Source organism: Cellulomonas sp. P1_G12_2 (assembly GCF_056405535.1).
In genome coordinates this window covers 1,185,334-1,201,082 of record NZ_JBFUBX010000001.1, presented here as the reverse complement: position 1 = coordinate 1,201,082, position 15,749 = coordinate 1,185,334, and the positions used below count along the sequence as shown (strand labels likewise).

Sequence of the window (15,749 nt, the reverse complement as noted above, 5' to 3'; positions counted from 1 at the left end):
TGGGCGGCTCAGCCGAGGTCGAGCGCCAGGAGGTCGTCCTCGGTCTCGCGGCGCACGATCACCCGGCTGGTCCCCTTCGACACCGCGACGACGGGCGGGCGCGGGACGTGGTTGTAGTTGGACGCCATCGACCGGCCGTACGCGCCCGTGGCCGCGACGGCGAGCAGGTCCCCGGCGCGCACGTCGGCAGGAAGCTGGACCTCGTGCACGACGATGTCGCCGCTCTCGCAGTGCTTGCCGACCACCCGCGCGAGCACGGTCTGGGTGCTCGCCCGCCGGCCGACGACCTCCGCGTGGTACCGCGCGCCGTACAGGGCGGGACGGAGGTTGTCGCTCATCCCGCCGTCGACCGACACGTAGGTGCGGGTGCGGCCGTCGTCGAGCCGGACCGGCTTGACCGTGCCGACCGTATAGAGGGTCAGTCCCGCGGGGCCGACGATCGCGCGACCCGGCTCGATGGAGAACCGCGGCAGCGCGGTGCCCAGCTCCGCGTTGGACGCCTCGACGGAGCTGGCGACGGCCTTGGCGATCCGGTCGGGGTCGAGCGCGACGTCCCCGGGCAGGTACGCGATGCCGTACCCGCCGCCGAGGTCGACCTCGTCGACCTGGATCCCGGTGCGCTCGGCCAGCCGGGCGCGCAGGGTGAGCACCGCCCGCGCCGCCACCTCGAACCCCGAGGGGTCCAGGATCTGCGAGCCGATGTGCGAGTGGATGCCCAGCAGGCGCAGCTCGGGCCGGGCGAGGACCTTCAGCAGGCCCTGCATCGCCGGGCTGTCGCCGTCGGACGACGCGATCGAGAGGCCGAACTTCTGGTCCTCGTGCGCGGTCGAGATGTACTCGTGGCCGCCGGCGTGCACCCCGGTGGTCACCCGCACCATCACCGGCGCCGGCGCTCCCCCGCGGGCGGCGACCGCGTCGGCCACCCGGTCGATCTCCACCAGCGAGTCGACGATGATCCGGCCGACCCCCGCGTCCAGCGCCCGCGCGATCTCCGCGTCCGACTTGTTGTTGCCGTGCAGCCCGATGTGCGCACCCGGGACCCTCGCACGCAGCGCGACCGCGAGCTCGCCGCCGGTCGCGGTGTCCACGCGCAGGCCCTCCTCGTGCACCCAGCGCGCGACCGCCACGGACAGGAACGCCTTGCCCGCGTAGTAGACGTCGATGCCGGCGCCGATCTCCGCGAACGCGGTCTCGAACGCGCGCCGGTAGCCGCGCGCACGCGCGCGCAGGTCCGCCTCGTCGAGGACGTAGGCCGGGGTGCCGTGCTGCGCGGCGAGCGTGCGGACACCGACGCCCCCGACCGTGACCGACCCGTCGGCCGCCCGCGCGACCCCGGTGGACCAGGGCTCGCCGGGGATGAAGGTGGTCACATCCGCTCCGGGGCGGTGACGCCGAGCAGCCCCAGACCGTTGGCCAGCACCTGGCGGGTGGCGTCGTTGAGCCACAGGCGGGTGCGGTGCACGTCGCCGACCTCCTCGTCGCCGAACGGCGCGACGCGGCGCTGGTCGTACCACTTGTGATAGCTGCCTGCGAGCTCCTCGAGGTACCGCGCGACGCGGTGCGGCTCGCGCAGCTCGGCGGCCTGCGCGACGACCCGCGGGAACTCGGCGATGCTGCCCAGCAGCACCGACTCGCTCTGGTGGTCGAGCAGCGCCGCGTCGAACCCGTCCTCGCGGCGCACCCCGGCCTCGGCGGCGTTGCGACCGACGTTGACCGTGCGCGCGTGCGCGTACTGGACGTAGAACACGGGGTTCTCGTTGGTCGCACGGGTGAGCAGGTCGAGGTCGAGGTCGATCATCGAGTCCGCAGACGAGCGCGCCAGCGCGTACCGGGCAGCGTCCACGCCGACCGCGTCGACCAGGTCGTCGATGGTGACCACGGTGCCGGCGCGCTTGCTCATCCGGACCGGGGCGCCGTTCTTCACCAGGTTGACCAGCTGGCCGATGAGGATCTCCAGGTTGACGCCCGGGGTGTCCCCGAACGCCGCGCAGATCGCCATCATGCGGCCGATGTACCCGTGGTGGTCCGCGCCGAGCATGATGACGACCCGGTCGAAGCCGCGCTCCCGCTTGTCCAGGTAGTACGCGATGTCGCCCGCGATGTACGCCGCCTCGCCGTTGGACCGGATGATCACGCGGTCGCGGTCGTCGCCGAACGTCGTGGTGCGCAGCCAGGTGGCGCCGTCCGCCTCGAAGATGTGGCCGAGCTCGCGCAGCCGGGCGATCGCGTGGTCGACGGCACCCGACTCGTGCAGCGAGTCCTCGTGGAAGTACACGTCGAACTCGACGCCGAAGCTCTCCAGCGACTGGCGGATCTCGGCGAACATGAGCTCCACGCCGCGCGCCCGGAACGCCTCGTTGGCGTCGTCCGTGGGCAGCGTGCGCGGGTCGGGCTCCCCCGCGGCGAGGGCGTCGGCCACCACCTGCTCGGCGATCTCCGTGATGTAGGCGCCGCCGTAGCCGTCCTCGGGCGCATCCTGGCCGAGGGCGCGGGCCAGCAGCGAGCGGGAGAAGCGGTCGATCTGCGCACCGTGGTCGTTGAAGTAGTACTCCCGCGTCACCGCCGCGCCGGACGCCTGCAGCACCCGCGCGAGGCTGTCGCCGACGGCCGCCCAGCGGACGCCGCCGATGTGCAGCGGGCCCGTCGGGTTGGCGGACACGAACTCGAGGTTGAGCGCGACACCGGCCAGCGTCTCGTTCTGCCCGTACTGCGTGCCCTGCGCCACGACGGACCGGGCCAGCTCGCCGGCCGCGGCCGCGTCGAGCCGGATGTTGAGGAAGCCGGGGCCGGCCACCTCGACGGCGGAGACTCCCTCGGTGTTCGTGAGTCGGCGCGCCAGCTCCTCAGCGAACGCGCGCGGGTTGGTGCCGGCCTTCTTGGCCAGCTGCATCGCCACGTTGGTGGCCCAGTCGCCGTGCTCGCGCTGCCGCGGTCGCTCGAGGTGCACCGTCGCGGGGATCGCGGCGGGGTCGAGGGCGAACGTGCCGTCGTCGACGGCGTGCACGAGGGCGGCCCGGAGGGCCTCGGAGAGCTGAGCGGGGGTCACCGGAGAAGGGTACCGAGCCGGACAGAGCCCTTATGCAGCGGGAACGGGGATCCCGCAGATCATCCGCTGGAGGTATGGCGCCGGCCGATCCCCCGGTGTTGACTGCACCGCATGCCTGGGAACGGAGCCTGACCGGATGGTGCGACGGACCGGACTCATCGACACCGCGGTGGAGGAGCTCCGCAGACGGATCGAGTCGGAGCAGTGGCCGGTCGGGGCACGGATCCCGCCCGAGCCCGCCCTCGTTGACCTCCTCGGTGTCGGCCGCAACACCGTGCGCGAGGCCGTGCAGTCGCTCGTGCACGCCGGGCTCCTCGAGCGGCGCCAGGGCTCCGGCACCTTCGTCGTCTCCCGCTACGAGCTCGCCGCCAGCATGGGCCGGCAGATCGGCGACGCCCGGCAGCGCGACGTCGTCGAGGTCCGACGAGCGCTCGAGGTGGAGGCCGCCCGCCTCGCCGCCCGGCGCCGCACCCCGACGGACGCGACCGGCCTGCTCCAGCGTCGGGACGACCGTGCGGCCGCCTACCACGCGGGCAACCTCGAGGCGATGGTCGCGACGGACCTCGACCTGCACCGCGCGATCGTCCGCGCCGCCGCCAACCCCGTCCTGGTGACCCTGTACGAGAACCTCCTCGACGCCATCGGCGAGAACATCCGGTTCAACTTCGTCACGGACACCCACGGGCACGACGCCCACGACGCCCTGGTGGAGGCCGTCGTCGCGGGCGATGACGGCAAGGCCGCCGACGAGACCACCCGCTACCTGTCCGCGCTGCTGGGCGAGTGAGCCGCGGCTGGTAGTGTCGTGCACCGCATGGACCCCCGGGTCCGGTGCCCGGCCCGCGTAGCTCAGTGGATAGAGCGTCTGCCTCCGGAGCAGAAGGTCGAAGGTTCGAGTCCTTTCGCGGGCACACATCAGTGCAGGTCAGATCGAGCACGAATCGGACGGTCACCTGCAGTCCTGCAGCGATCTTGGCGACGGAGGGCACTCCACGGTTCAGGAGCGCTCAAGCTCGCAAGGCATCGCGACGTTCTTGTGCTGCAGCGATGGCCACGTCGAGCCAGTGGGCGCCCTCGGGGTAGCCGTAGGTCATGTCCGCGGGGTCAATCGTGCGGGCGGCCCATCCGATGGCCTTGAGGTGTTCGAGGGCCGGAAGCAGGACAGGGTCGGGCATCGTGGCCGCCACGCCGATCCACAGGTCGGAGACGTCGTCGTGGGCGAGCTGCCGCAGCAGCACTGGGATCACACGGGTGTCCCCACGCTGGGCCAGTGCGTCGGCGGCTTCCGCCGCGGCTTCGCCACCAAGGTCTTGCGTCGCGACGGCGAGCAGCTCGTCGCGGATTCTGGGCGAATCGACCGTCAGCTGGTCGGTGAACGCGAAGACCGCCCAGCTGCGGGCCTCGGGGTCGTGAAATAGGCGCACGAGGGCTTCGACCCCCGGGTCCATGGGTTCAGCGTCCGCGCCGAGCAACCCGGGAAGTCCGACGGCCACCTCGTGACGGACCTCGTCGTCCTCATCCTCGGCGAAGCGCAAGAGCTCGGCCAGGGCCGCGTGCCGCAACGTGTCGGCGACGTCCGGACGCATTGCCGGCAGGGCGTGCGCAACGGCCCACACAGCACCCGCGGCCCGCCAGCGCAGCCAAGCGTCGTCCGGTTCCGAGACCCGACGAACCTGCTCGAGGATCAGCGCCGCTGCGCGGGGAGCCTCAGGGCTCGCCATGTCGCCCAGGGCACCGAGGGCGATACCTCGGACCTCAACGTCGTCGGAGGACCCCCACGACTCGGCCAGCGCCAGCACTGCCTCGACGCCTTCCGAGGCAACGAGCTCCTCGACTGCGCCGGAGAAGTAGTCCGCTCCTCGCAACCTGCTCAGGTGGTCGTCGGCCGTCGTCGTCACACGTACCAGTGTCCTCGAGAAGCGATCGACTCCACCTGCCAACGGCACGGATGCCTCAGCCCATGGACTGGATGTACCGGACGGCCGTGAACCCGCCCAGGACGGCGAGACCCAGGACACCGAGCACCGCGCCGGCCATGAGAGCCCACCCGATGCGCTCTCCCCAGGTGGGCCCGACGACCACGTGGGACGTCGCCCGCGGCTCTGGAGTCGGGAGGGGTACCGCGAGCCACAGTGCCGCGTGTTCCTGACTGCAGAAGATGACGTCGAGCCACTGCCAGTCGTCGACATGGCGTCCCGGCACTCGCGGCCGCGGCTGCTGCACTTCGAGTCCGAACCATGCCTTCGGCACTGGCGCGCCGCAGTAGTCGCACGGCGACGATTCTCCGTCTGGTCGACCAAGTGGCTCCGACATGGGCGGACGCTACCTCGCGATCGCCACTCAACTCGCCGTCAATTCGCTCGGCCTGTCCGGCACCGACGATCCACACGCGGCCTCTCCCGCTGATCTGCCAGCCCGGGCGATCGCCTTGTCCGGGGTCAGTCGCAGGCTGACGGCGGGGACGCGACGCTCGTCAGGCCTCGTCGAGCCGGGTGCGCAGCTCGTCGTCGAGCACGAGGTCGAGCGCGCCCAACGACTCGTCGAGCTGCGCGACCGAGTGGGCGCCGACGATCGGGATGACGGGCGTCGGCCCACCGAGCAGCCACGCGAGCGCGACCTGGTTCGCCGTGGCGCCGGCGTCGCGCGCGATCTCGCGCAGCACCTCGACCCGACGCCGGCTGCTCGGGTGGTCGGCGCCGCCGAACAGGGACTTGTCGTTGCGCGTGTACGCCCCTTGCTGCAGCGGCGAGTACACGGTCACGGCGAGCGGCGGGCGACCGTCGGCACCCGCGGACGCGGCGTAGTCGAGCAGGTCGCCGGACACCCAGTTGGACCGGAACGGCGTCGGGCTCGGGTACACGTAGCCGCCCTGCTGCTGGACGAGGCCGTACGGTTCGACGCCCAGGCGGGCGGCGGTCTCGCGTGCCTCGACGACGCGCCACGTCGTGACGTTGGAGATGCCCGGCACGCCGATCACCCCGTCGGCCACGAGCTTGCCGAAGGCTCCGACGGTCTCCTCCAGGGCGGTGTCGCGGTCGTCCACGTGCCCGTAGAAGACGTCGATCCGGTCGACTCCCAGGTGGCGAAGGCTCGTGGCGGCCTCGCGGTGGATGGTCTCGGCGGCCAGGCCCTGGTAGTTCGTCGGGGGTGTGCCCGACAGGGGCAGCGCCGGGTCCTTCTTGGCGGCGCCGCACTTCGTCGCGATGCGGACGCGGTCCCGCAGCCCGCGCGACGCCAGCCAGGCGCCGATCACGTCCTCGCTCTCGTGCCCGTGGCCGCCCGCGTCCCAGGCGTTGTAGTTGTTCGCGGTGTCGAGGAACGTGCCGCCGGCATCCACGAAGCGGTCGAGGACCTCGAAGGCCGTCTCGCGCGGGGTGTGCGTACCGAAGCGCATGGTGCCGAGGCACAGAACGCTGACGTCGGTGGAGGTGGGGCCGGAGCCGATGGTGCGCTGCTGCATGGTGTTCTCCTCGTGCGTTCTGGTGACAGGTTCGACGCTAGGCGCGCAGCGGACCGGGAGTACGGTCCATTCCTGTGGCAGACGACCAGACCAATCGGTGGGTCGGCGACGCGCTCGTCAGCCTCGAGGGCGGCCAGCCGGTTCATGTCGCGCTCGAGCGGGCACTGCGTGCTGCGGTGCGCGAGGGACGCCTCCGCCCGGGCGACCCGGTGCCGCCGAGCAGGGCCCTGGCCCGTGACCTGGGCGTCTCGCGCTGGGTGGTCACGCAGGCGTACGGCGGCCTCGTGGCCGAGGGCATGCTGGACGCCCGCACGGGCGCAGGCACCCGCGTCGCGTCCACCTCGTGGCCCACCCTCACGCCGACCCGAGCTCCCGACCACGCGGTCCACCCGCGGGCCGCGTACGACCTCGGGCCGGGCGTGCCGGACCTGCGCCACCTTCCGCGTGCGGCCTGGGTCTCGGCGGTGCGCACCGCCGTCGCGTCCGCCACCCCGGGCGACCTCGTCGCGCCGGACCCCCGCGGTGTGCCCTCGCTGCGGCAGGCTCTCGCCGATCGCCTGGCCGTGACCCGTGCGGTGCTCGTCGATGCGGACGCCGTCGTCGTGACGCACGGCGCGACGGAGGGCATGACGCGCCTGGCGAGATCCCTGCGCGCCGCGGGCCACGGCTCGGTGCTCGTCGAGGACCCGAGCTGGCCGCGACTGCGCGACGTCGCCGCGGCTGCCGGCCTGCACCCCGTGCCGGTGCCGGTCGACGAGGACGGGGTGGACACCGACGCGCTCGTCGAGGCGGCCGAGCGCACCGGCGCTCGCGCCGCTCTGGTGACGCCCTCCCACCAGTTCCCCGTCGGCGCCGCGCTCGCCCCGACGCGGCGTGAGGCGCTCGTGCGATGGGCCCGCTCCGTCGACGGAGTGATCGTCGAGGACGACTACGACGCCGAGTTCCGCTACGACCGCCGCCCGGTGGCGGCCCTGCGCGCGCTCGCGCCGGACCGCGTCGCCCTGGTGGGTTCGTGGAGCAAGACGCTCGCTCCAGGGCTCGGGGTGGGGTGGCTGGTCCCTCCTGACGACGTCCCCGCCGCGCGCGCGGGGCTCGACGTCGACGCGAGCGCTCCGCCGTCGCTGCACCAGCTCGCCTGCGCCGCGCTGCTCACCGACGGGGGCTACGACCGGCACCTCCGCTCGGCCCGCGCTCGGTACCGGCGCCGACGGGCGGCGCTGCTCGCCGCGCTCGAGCGATCGCTGCCGGGCCTGCCCGTGACGGGGCTCGCCGCGGGACTGCACGTCGTGCTGGGGCTGCCGCCCAGGGTCGACGAGGACCGCGTGGCCCGGCTGGCTGCGCGACGCGACGTGCGTGTGGTGCCGGCAGGTCGCTATCGCGTCGGGGCCACGGCCCGTCCCCCGGCGCTCGTCGTCGGGTACGGCAACCTGGTCGACGCACGCCTGGATGAGGCGGTGGACCGCTTGGCCGCGGCCGTCCGCGAGGCGGCGTCGTCCTGAGCACGCGAGCTCGCCGACGGCCGCGGCCAAGCGGCGACAGGGCCATGGCCGGTCACGTCTCGAAGATGTACCCCATGCCCGGCTGCGTGATGATGTGCCGCGGGTGCGCCGGGTCCTCCTCCAGCTTGCGGCGGAGCAGTGCGGAGTACACGCGCAGGTAGTGGGTCTCGTCGGAGTACCCCGGACCCCAGACCTCCTGGAGGAGCTGGACGCGGCCCACGAGCCGGCCGCGGTTGCGGACCAGGACCTCGAGCATCGACCACTCGGTGGGGCTCAACCGCACCTCGACACCGTCCCGGAGAACACGCCGGCGCGCGAGGTCGACGGTCAGTGATCCCGCGGTGACGACCGCGTCCTCGGTGTCGGAGGGGACGGACGCCCGCCGGACCGCGGCGCGCAGGCGGGCGAGGAGCTCGTTCATGGCGAACGGCTTGGTGACGTAGTCGTCGGCCCCGGCGTCGAGGGCGTCGACCTTGTCCTCGCCGTGCTGCCGGGCGGAGAGAACCACGATCGGCACGTGGCTCCAGCCGCGGATCGCCGTGATGACGTCGAGCCCGCTCATGTCCGGCAGGCCGAGGTCGAGCAGCACGACGTCGGGGGCGTGCGACGCCGCGGCCGAGATCGCCGAGGCTCCGTCGCCCGCCGTCCTCACGTCCCAGCCGGCGGCGCGCAGCGTGATCGACAGGGCGTGCGCGAGCCCGGGCTCGTCGTCGACCACGAGGATCTTGTTGCCGGCCATCAGGCTGCCGACGCCGCGAGGGGAACCGTCACGAGCATCGTGAGACCACCGCCGGGGGTGTCCTCGACGCTCAGCTCGGCTCCGACGGCGGTCGCGAGCCCGTCGGCGACCGCGAGCCCCAGTCCCAGCCCGTTCCCGGTGGTGTCCCCCAACCGCTGGAAAGCCGCGAACATATGCTCCTTGACGTCGTCGGGCACGCCCGGGCCGTCGTCGACCACCCGGACGACGACGTCGTTGCCGACCACGGCCGACGCCACCACCACCGGGCTGCCGGTCTTCGCGTGCCGCACCGCGTTGGAGACGAGGTTGGCGACGACGCGCTCCAGGAGCCCGGGGTCGGTGTGCACGAGCGGCAGGTCGTCCGGTACGTCGAGCACGACCGTGCCGGGTGGGTAGCCCTCGATCGCGAAGGGCACGATCTCGTCGAGACTCGTCGCCCGCAGCACGGGTCGGACGCTACCGGTCTGCAACCGGGACAGGTCGAGCAGGTTGTCGATGAGGCGCTCCAGGCGCGCGGTGGACTCCTCGAGGGTCCCGACCAGGGCCGCCCGGTCGGCGTCGTCGAGGTCGAGGTCCGTCGACGTCAGACCGTCGACCGACGCCCTGATGGTCGCCAGCGGGGTGCGGAGGTCGTGCGAGACGGCGGCCAGCAGCGCCGTGCGGGTCGCGTCGGCCTGGCCGAGGATCCGTGCCTGCTCCGCCTGCGCCCGGAGGCGCTCCTGCTCCAGCACGATCCCGACCTGCGAGGCGAACGCCTCCAGCACCCGTCGGTCGCTCGCCGGCAGCACGCGACCCGTCAGGGCGAGCACCCGCTCGTCGTCGACGACGAGCACCACCTGAGCCGCCTCGGGGTCGCGCGCGGGGTCGACGCCGTCCGTCGCCAGGACCTCCCACCCGGCGCCGCTCCTCGCGAGCAGCGAGACCGCCTCGAGCGTGAACGTCTCCCGCAGCCGGGCGACCAGCGCGGCGGCGGTGTCCTCCCCCGACAGGACCGACCGGGAGATGGCAGCCAGGGCGGACGCCTCGGCGCGGGCCCGGAACGCCTCGGTCGTCCGCCGGGCCGCGAGGTCCACCACGGAAGCGACACCGGCGGCGACCAGCACGAACACCCCCAGGGCGAGCGCGTTCTCGGGTTCGGCGATGGTGAGCCTCCCGGTGGGGAGCGTGAAGAACCAGTTGAGCAGCAGGAAGCCGACGATCGCGCTGACGATGGCCGGCCAGAGCCCGCCGACGAGGGCGACCAGCACGGTGAGCGCGAGGAAGAGCATGAGGTCGGTGGGAAGGCTCACGAGGTCGCCCATGGCCGAGAGCAGCAGCGTGAGCAGGACGGGACCGAGCAGGGCGACCAGCCAGCCGGCGGTCCGGCGCGGGCCGGACAGCGCGGAGCCGCGGCCCGTCCGTCGGCCTCCGGCGCGGGCACGCTCGTGGGTCACCAGGTGCACGTCGATCATCCCGGCGAGGCGCGCGACCTCGGTGCCGTTGCTCTCCCGGACCGCCTCCCGCCACCGGCTGCGCCGGGACACGCCCACCACGATCATCGTGGCGTTCACCCCGCGCGCGAAGTCGACGACGGCGCTCGGGACGTCCTCCCCGACGACCGTGTGGAACGTGCCGCCGAGGGACTCGACGAGCCTGCGCTGCTCGGCGATCCTGGCGGGCGGGGCGCTCGGCAGCCCGTCGGTGGCCAGCACGTGCACGGCGAGGAGCTCCGAGCCGGCCGCGCGCTGAGCGATCCGCGCCCCGCGCCGCAGGAGGGTGTCCCCCTCCGGTCCGCCGGTGACTGCCACGACGACGCGCTCGCGGGCGGGCCACGGCGACTCGATCCGGTGGTCCCGTCGGTAGGTGGTCAGCGCGTCGTCGACCCGGTCCGCCAGCCACAGCAAGGCCAGCTCGCGCAGCGCGGTGAGGTTGCCGACGCGGAAGTACTGCGTGAGCGAGGCATCGATCTGCTCGGCCCGGTAGACGTTCCCGTGCGCGAGCCGGCGGCGCAGGGCCTCCGGCGCGAGGTCCACCAGCTGGATCTGGTCCGCATCGCGCACGACGTGGTCCGGCACCGTCTCCCGCTGTCTCACTCCGGTGATGGCCTCGACGTCGTCGTTCAGTGACTCCAGGTGTTGCACGTTGACCGTCGTGACCACGTCGATGCCGGCCGCGAGGATGTCGTGCACGTCCTGCCACCGCTTGGGGTGCGCGCTGCCGGGAACGTTGGTGTGCGCGAGCTCGTCGATCATCGCCACCTGCGGCGCCCGCGCAAGGACCGCGTCGACGTCCAGCTCGGTGAACTCGCTCTCGCGGTAGGTCAGGACCCGGCGCGGCAGGACCTCGAGCCCGTCGAGCAGCGCCGCCGTCGCGAGCCGCCCGTGGTCCTCGACGAGGCCGACCACCACGTCCGTGCCACGGGACAGCCGGCGGTGGGCCTCGTCCAGCATCGCGTACGTCTTGCCGACGCCAGGGGCGGCACCCAGGTAGACGGTCAGCCGCCCCCGTCGGGGAGCGGAGCCGCCGTCGGCAGGTCGAGTCATGAGCCCATTGTCTGCAGTGCGAGGTTCAGGCGGAGCACGTTCACCCGGGTCTCGCCGAGCACACCGAGGTCACGGCCGACGGTCGCGGCGTCGACCACCGCCCGGACGTCGTCCTGGGACAGCCCTCGCTCACGTGCGACGCGGGCGACCTGGAGCTGCGCGTACTCCGCAGAGATGTCCGGGTCGAGCCCGGATGCGGACGCCGTGAGCGCGTCGACCGGCACGTCGACCGGGTCGACGGACTCCTCGGCTGCCACGGCTTCCCGTCGTTCCTCGACGGCCGCGAGGAGGTCCGGGTTGAGCGGGCCGAGGTTCGACCCGGCCGACGCCAGGGTGTCGTAGCCGTCGCCGGCGGCCGACGGCCGCGGGTGGAACCACTCCGGGCCGTCGAAGGCCTGCCCGATCAGCAGGGAGCCCACCGCGTCGTCGGGCGACGTGACGCGCTCCCCCGTCGATGACACGAGCGATCCGTTCGCCTGCCAGCGGAACAGCAGCTGGGAGATGCCGGTGACCGCGAGGGGGTAGGCGAAGCCGAGCACGACGGTGAGCACGAGCAGCACCCGCAGCCCGGCCCAGGTCTGACGGGCGAAGGAGATGGTGTCGGAGCCGGTCGAGTAGTGCGGGCGGGTGGCGGTGGTCATCAGGACATCCCCAGGGCAGTGACGAGCAGGTCGATGAGCTTGATCCCGACGAACGGGGCGATGACGCCGCCGAGCCCGTAGACCAGGAGGTTGCGACGCAGCAGCGCCGTGGCCGACGACGGGGTGTAGCGCACCCCGCGCAGCGCCAGCGGGAGCAGCGCCACGATGATCAGCGCGTTGAAGACGACGGCCGAGAGGATGGCCGACTGCGGGCTGCTCAGGTGCATGACGTTCAGCACGCCGAGCTGCGGGAACGTGACGACGAACATCGCGGGCAGGATCGCGAAGTACTTGGCGACGTCGTTCGCCACCGAGAACGTCGTCAGGGCGCCGCGGGTGATGAGGAGCTGCTTGCCGATCTCGACGATCTCCAGCAGCTTGGTGGGGTTCGAGTCGAGGTCGACCATGTTGCCGGCCTCCTTCGCGGCGGTCGTCCCTGTGTTCATCGCGACGCCGACGTCGGCCTGGGCTAGCGCAGGTGCGTCGTTGGTGCCGTCACCAGCCATCGCGACGAGCCGACCGCCCTCCTGCTCGCGCCGGATCAATGCGAGCTTGTCCTCCGGCGTGGCCTCGGCGAGCACGTCGTCCACGCCCGCCTCGTCGCCGATGGCCTTCGCGGTGAGCGGGTTGTCGCCCGTGACCATCACGGTGCGGATGCCCATGGCGCGCAGGGCGTCGAACCGCTCGCGCATGCCCTCCTTGACGACGTCCTTGAGGTGGATGACGCCGAGGACGCGCGCCGACCCGGTGCCGAGCTGTTCTGCGACGACGAGGGGTGTGCCGCCCGACGCGGAGATCGCGTCGACCGTCGCAGCAACCTCGGCGCCCGCGTGGCCACCCGTCGACCGGACCCAGTGCGTCACCGCCGCGGCGGCACCCTTGCGGACCTGCCGAGAGGGCCGGGCACCGGTCGCGGGGAGGTCCACGCCGCTCATCCGGGTCCGCGCCTGGAACGGAACCAGCTCGGCGCCGAGGAGGTCGCCCTCCGGCCGCTCTCGGAGCCCGAACCGCTCCTTGACCAGGACCAGGACCGAGCGGCCCTCGGGGGTCTCGTCGGCCATCGACGAGAGCTGGGCGGCGTCCGCGAGCGCCGCCGGGTCGACTCCCGGCGCCGGCAGCAGGTCCGCCGCCTGGCGGTTGCCGAGCGTGATCGTGCCGGTCTTGTCGAGCAGCAGCACGTCCACGTCACCCGCAGCCTCGACCGCCCGTCCCGACATCGCCAGCACGTTGCGGCGCACCAGGCGGTCCATGCCCGCGATGCCGATCGCCGACAGCAGCGCGCCGATGGTCGTCGGGATCAGACAGACCAGGAGTGCGACCAGCACGATGAGGGGCTGCCGGGCGCCCGAGTACACGGCGAACGGCTGCAGGGTGACCACCGCGAGCAGGAAGATGATCGTCAGGGTGGTGAGCAGGACGTTCAGGGCCACCTCGTTGGGCGTCTTCTGCCGCTCTGAGCCCTCGACCAGCGCGATCATCCGGTCGACGAAGGTGTGACCCGCGGGTGCCGTGATGCGCACGACGATCCGGTCCGAGAGGACCACCGTGCCACCGGTCACGGCGGACCGGTCACCTCCCGACTCGCGGATGACCGGCGCGGACTCCCCGGTGATCGCGGACTCGTCGACGCTGGCGACGCCCTCGATCACGTCCCCGTCACCGGGGATGGTCTCCCCTGCGACGACGACCACGACGTCACCCACCCGCAGCGACGACGACGGCACCTCGGTGGTGTCGTGTCCCACGAGCTTGCGGGCCGTCGTCTCCCGCTGCGTGGCCCGCAGGCTCGCGGCCTGCGCCTTGCCGCGCCCTTCCGCCACGGACTCGGCGAGCGTCGCGAACACGACCGTGAGCCACAGCCACACGGCGATGGACCACGCGAACGCGCTGGGCTCGGCGACCGCGAGAACGGTGGTGAACGCAGCGCCGACCTCGACGACGAACATGACCGGGGACTCCCACAGCCGGCGGGGGTCGAGCCCTCGCAGGGCACCGGGCACCGCAGCGAGGAGCTGCCGAGGAGAGAGCGTCGACGGTGCAGCAGCGACCTTGTGAGGCTTCACCTGCGACGCCTGGAGAGTGGTTGTGCTCATGACAGGGACTCCACGACGGGACCGAGGGACAGGACGGGAACGAAGGTGAGGCCGACCACCACAAGGGTCACGGTGACCAGGAGGCCGACGAACAGCGGCGTGTGGGTCGGCAGGGTGCCGGCGCCCTCGGGCACCCTCCGCTGGCTCGCGAACCGGCCCGCCAGGGCCAGCACGAGCGCGATCGGCACGAACCGTCCGATCAGCATCGCCAGCCCCAGCAGCGTGTTGTAGAACGGCGTGCCGACGGTCAGCCCCGCGAACGCGGAGCCGTTGTTGTTCCCGGCGGAAGCGAAGGCGTAGACGATCTCCGATAGCCCGTGCGGACCTCCCTGCAGCTGCCCGGCCAGCCCGGCCGGCGTCGTGATGGCGATGGCGGAGCCGATCAGGACGACCGCGGGCATCGTCAGCACGTACAGCGCGACGAGGGTGATCTCCTGGCGGCCGATCTTCTTGCCCAGGTACTCGGGAGTCCGCCCGACCATCAGGCCGGCGAGGAACACCGCGACGATGATCAGCACGACCATCCCGTACAGGCCGCTGCCGACGCCCCCCGGCGAGACCTCACCGAGCAGCATCCCCACGAGGGCGACACCGCCTCCCTGGGCAGTCAGCGAGTCGTGCATCGAGTTCACGGCACCGGTCGAGGTCATGGTCGTCGAGGCGGCGAAGAGCGCGGACGCGGCCTCGCCGAAGCGGACCTCCTTGCCTTCCATCGCTCCCCCGGCCGCCGCAGGCACCAGCCCGGGACCGGCCATCTCGGCCCACGTGAGCAGGCCGACGGCCGCAACCCACAAGGTCGACATCGCCGCCAGGATCGCCCACCCCTGTCGACGGTCGCCGACGATCCGGCCGAACGTGCGGGGCAGGCTGAACGGGATGAGCAGCAGGAGGACGACCTCGAGGGCGTTGGTCCACGGGGTCGGGTTCTCGAACGGGTGGGCGGAGTTGGCGTTGAAGAACCCGCCGCCGTTGGTCCCGAGCTCCTTGATGGCCTCCTGGGAGGCGACCGGTCCTCCGAGCACCGACTGCGTTCCACCGGCCAGAGTCGTGATCTCGACGTGCGCGCTCAGGTTCTGGATGGCGCCTGCAGACACCAGGACGATCGCCGCCACGAACGCGAGCGGCAGCAGGACGCGGACGGTCACTCGCACGAGGTCGGACCAGAAGTTGCCGACCCGGCCGTCGGTGCCCGACCGTGCGAACCCGCGTGCCAGCGCCGCGACGACAGCCACACCGACGGCCGCGGACAGGAAGTTCTGCACGGCGAGCCCGGCCATCTGCATGAGGTGCCCGATGGCGGCCTCACCGGAGTACCACTGCCAGTTCGTGTTGGTGACGAAGGAGACGGCCGTGTTCCAGGCGCCGGCCGGGTCCAGCGGCGACATGCCGATGTCGAGCGGAAGGCGGTCCTGCAGGCGCCCCAGCCCGAACAGGAGCAGGACGGACGCGAGGGAGAACCCGAGAAGGGAGAGCAGGTAGGTGCTCCACTTCTGCTCCGCGTCGGGGTCCACGCGCATGATCCGGTAGCCCACGCGTTCGACGGCGAGATGTCTCGTCGAGGTCATCACCCGGAACATGTAGTCACCGAGCGGCCTGTGCGCGGCGGCCAGGACCAGGACGACGATCCCGATCTGACCGACGGCGGTCCACGTCGCGCTCATCGGACCTTGTCCGAGCGCAGCAGCTGGGCGACCAGGTACACCAGGAGTGCGCCGGCGATCACGAGGCCGGCGATGTCGAACCCGCTCA

General features: G+C 72.4%; 12 protein-coding genes and 1 tRNA gene. 3 read left to right on the top strand and 10 right to left on the bottom strand.

Annotated elements, in window-relative coordinates:
* Nucleotides 1–8: 8 nt before the first annotated feature.
* Together lysA and argS are read right to left on the bottom strand one after the other, a co-directional pair.
* Nucleotides 9–1,370, bottom strand: coding sequence for a diaminopimelate decarboxylase (gene lysA / locus AC1DXT_RS05750; protein ID WP_477060380.1), 1,362 nt, complete (start codon nucleotides 1,368–1,370; stop codon nucleotides 9–11).
* The gene (argS, locus tag AC1DXT_RS05745; protein WP_477060379.1) at nucleotides 1,367–3,046 is read right to left on the bottom strand and encodes an arginine--tRNA ligase; all 1,680 of its coding nucleotides are present in this window, start codon (nucleotides 3,044–3,046) and stop codon (nucleotides 1,367–1,369) included. Before argS ends, lysA begins: the two co-directional genes overlap by 4 nt.
* 136 nt (nucleotides 3,047–3,182) lie before the next feature.
* Here argS and AC1DXT_RS05740 point away from each other — a divergent pair, with 136 nt between their 5' ends.
* The gene (locus AC1DXT_RS05740) at nucleotides 3,183–3,833 is read left to right on the top strand and encodes a FadR/GntR family transcriptional regulator (RefSeq protein ID WP_477060378.1); all 651 of its coding nucleotides are present in this window, start codon (nucleotides 3,183–3,185) and stop codon (nucleotides 3,831–3,833) included.
* Between the two features lie 51 nt (nucleotides 3,834–3,884).
* Nucleotides 3,885–3,957: transfer RNA gene (locus tag AC1DXT_RS05735), tRNA-Arg, on the top strand.
* 96 nt (nucleotides 3,958–4,053) lie between these two features.
* Here the strand turns inward: AC1DXT_RS05735 and AC1DXT_RS05730 are convergent.
* From AC1DXT_RS05730 to AC1DXT_RS05720, 3 genes are all read right to left on the bottom strand, one after another.
* Nucleotides 4,054–4,944: a hypothetical protein gene (locus AC1DXT_RS05730; RefSeq protein ID WP_477060377.1), complete on the bottom strand. Its 891-nt coding sequence runs from the start codon at nucleotides 4,942–4,944 to the stop codon at nucleotides 4,054–4,056.
* Between the two features lie 55 nt (nucleotides 4,945–4,999).
* A complete protein-coding gene (locus AC1DXT_RS05725; protein WP_477060376.1) occupies nucleotides 5,000–5,128 on the bottom strand; it encodes a hypothetical protein in 129 nt (42 codons plus the stop codon).
* A 391-nt stretch (nucleotides 5,129–5,519) separates the two neighbouring features.
* Nucleotides 5,520–6,506, bottom strand: coding sequence for an aldo/keto reductase (locus tag AC1DXT_RS05720; protein WP_477060375.1), 987 nt, complete (start codon nucleotides 6,504–6,506; stop codon nucleotides 5,520–5,522).
* Nucleotides 6,507–6,580: 74 nt separating this feature from the next.
* On the opposite strand from AC1DXT_RS05720, the gene pdxR reads away from it, so the two are divergent.
* The gene (gene pdxR, locus AC1DXT_RS05715; RefSeq protein WP_477060374.1) at nucleotides 6,581–8,005 is read left to right on the top strand and encodes a MocR-like pyridoxine biosynthesis transcription factor PdxR; all 1,425 of its coding nucleotides are present in this window, start codon (nucleotides 6,581–6,583) and stop codon (nucleotides 8,003–8,005) included.
* 52 nt (nucleotides 8,006–8,057) lie between these two features.
* On the opposite strand, the gene AC1DXT_RS05710 is transcribed toward pdxR, so the two are convergent.
* From AC1DXT_RS05710 to kdpA, 5 genes are read right to left on the bottom strand one after another with little or no spacing between them, the layout of a single operon-like run.
* Entirely contained in the window at nucleotides 8,058–8,744 is a 687-nt protein-coding gene (locus AC1DXT_RS05710; protein ID WP_477060373.1) for a response regulator, read from the bottom strand.
* Nucleotides 8,744–11,266, bottom strand: a complete 2,523-nt coding sequence (locus AC1DXT_RS05705) for a DUF4118 domain-containing protein (protein ID WP_477060372.1) — start codon at nucleotides 11,264–11,266, stop codon at nucleotides 8,744–8,746. Before AC1DXT_RS05705 ends, AC1DXT_RS05710 begins: the two co-directional genes overlap by 1 nt.
* A complete protein-coding gene (kdpC, locus tag AC1DXT_RS05700; protein ID WP_477060371.1) occupies nucleotides 11,263–11,907 on the bottom strand; it encodes a potassium-transporting ATPase subunit KdpC in 645 nt (214 codons plus the stop codon). The genes AC1DXT_RS05705 and kdpC overlap by 4 nt, the downstream gene beginning before the upstream one ends.
* The gene (kdpB, locus tag AC1DXT_RS05695) at nucleotides 11,907–14,000 is read right to left on the bottom strand and encodes a potassium-transporting ATPase subunit KdpB (RefSeq protein WP_477060370.1); all 2,094 of its coding nucleotides are present in this window, start codon (nucleotides 13,998–14,000) and stop codon (nucleotides 11,907–11,909) included. Before kdpB ends, kdpC begins: the two co-directional genes overlap by 1 nt.
* Nucleotides 13,997–15,661, bottom strand: a complete 1,665-nt coding sequence (gene kdpA / locus AC1DXT_RS05690) for a potassium-transporting ATPase subunit KdpA (protein WP_477060369.1) — start codon at nucleotides 15,659–15,661, stop codon at nucleotides 13,997–13,999. Before kdpA ends, kdpB begins: the two co-directional genes overlap by 4 nt.
* Nucleotides 15,662–15,749: the final 88 nt, after the last annotated feature.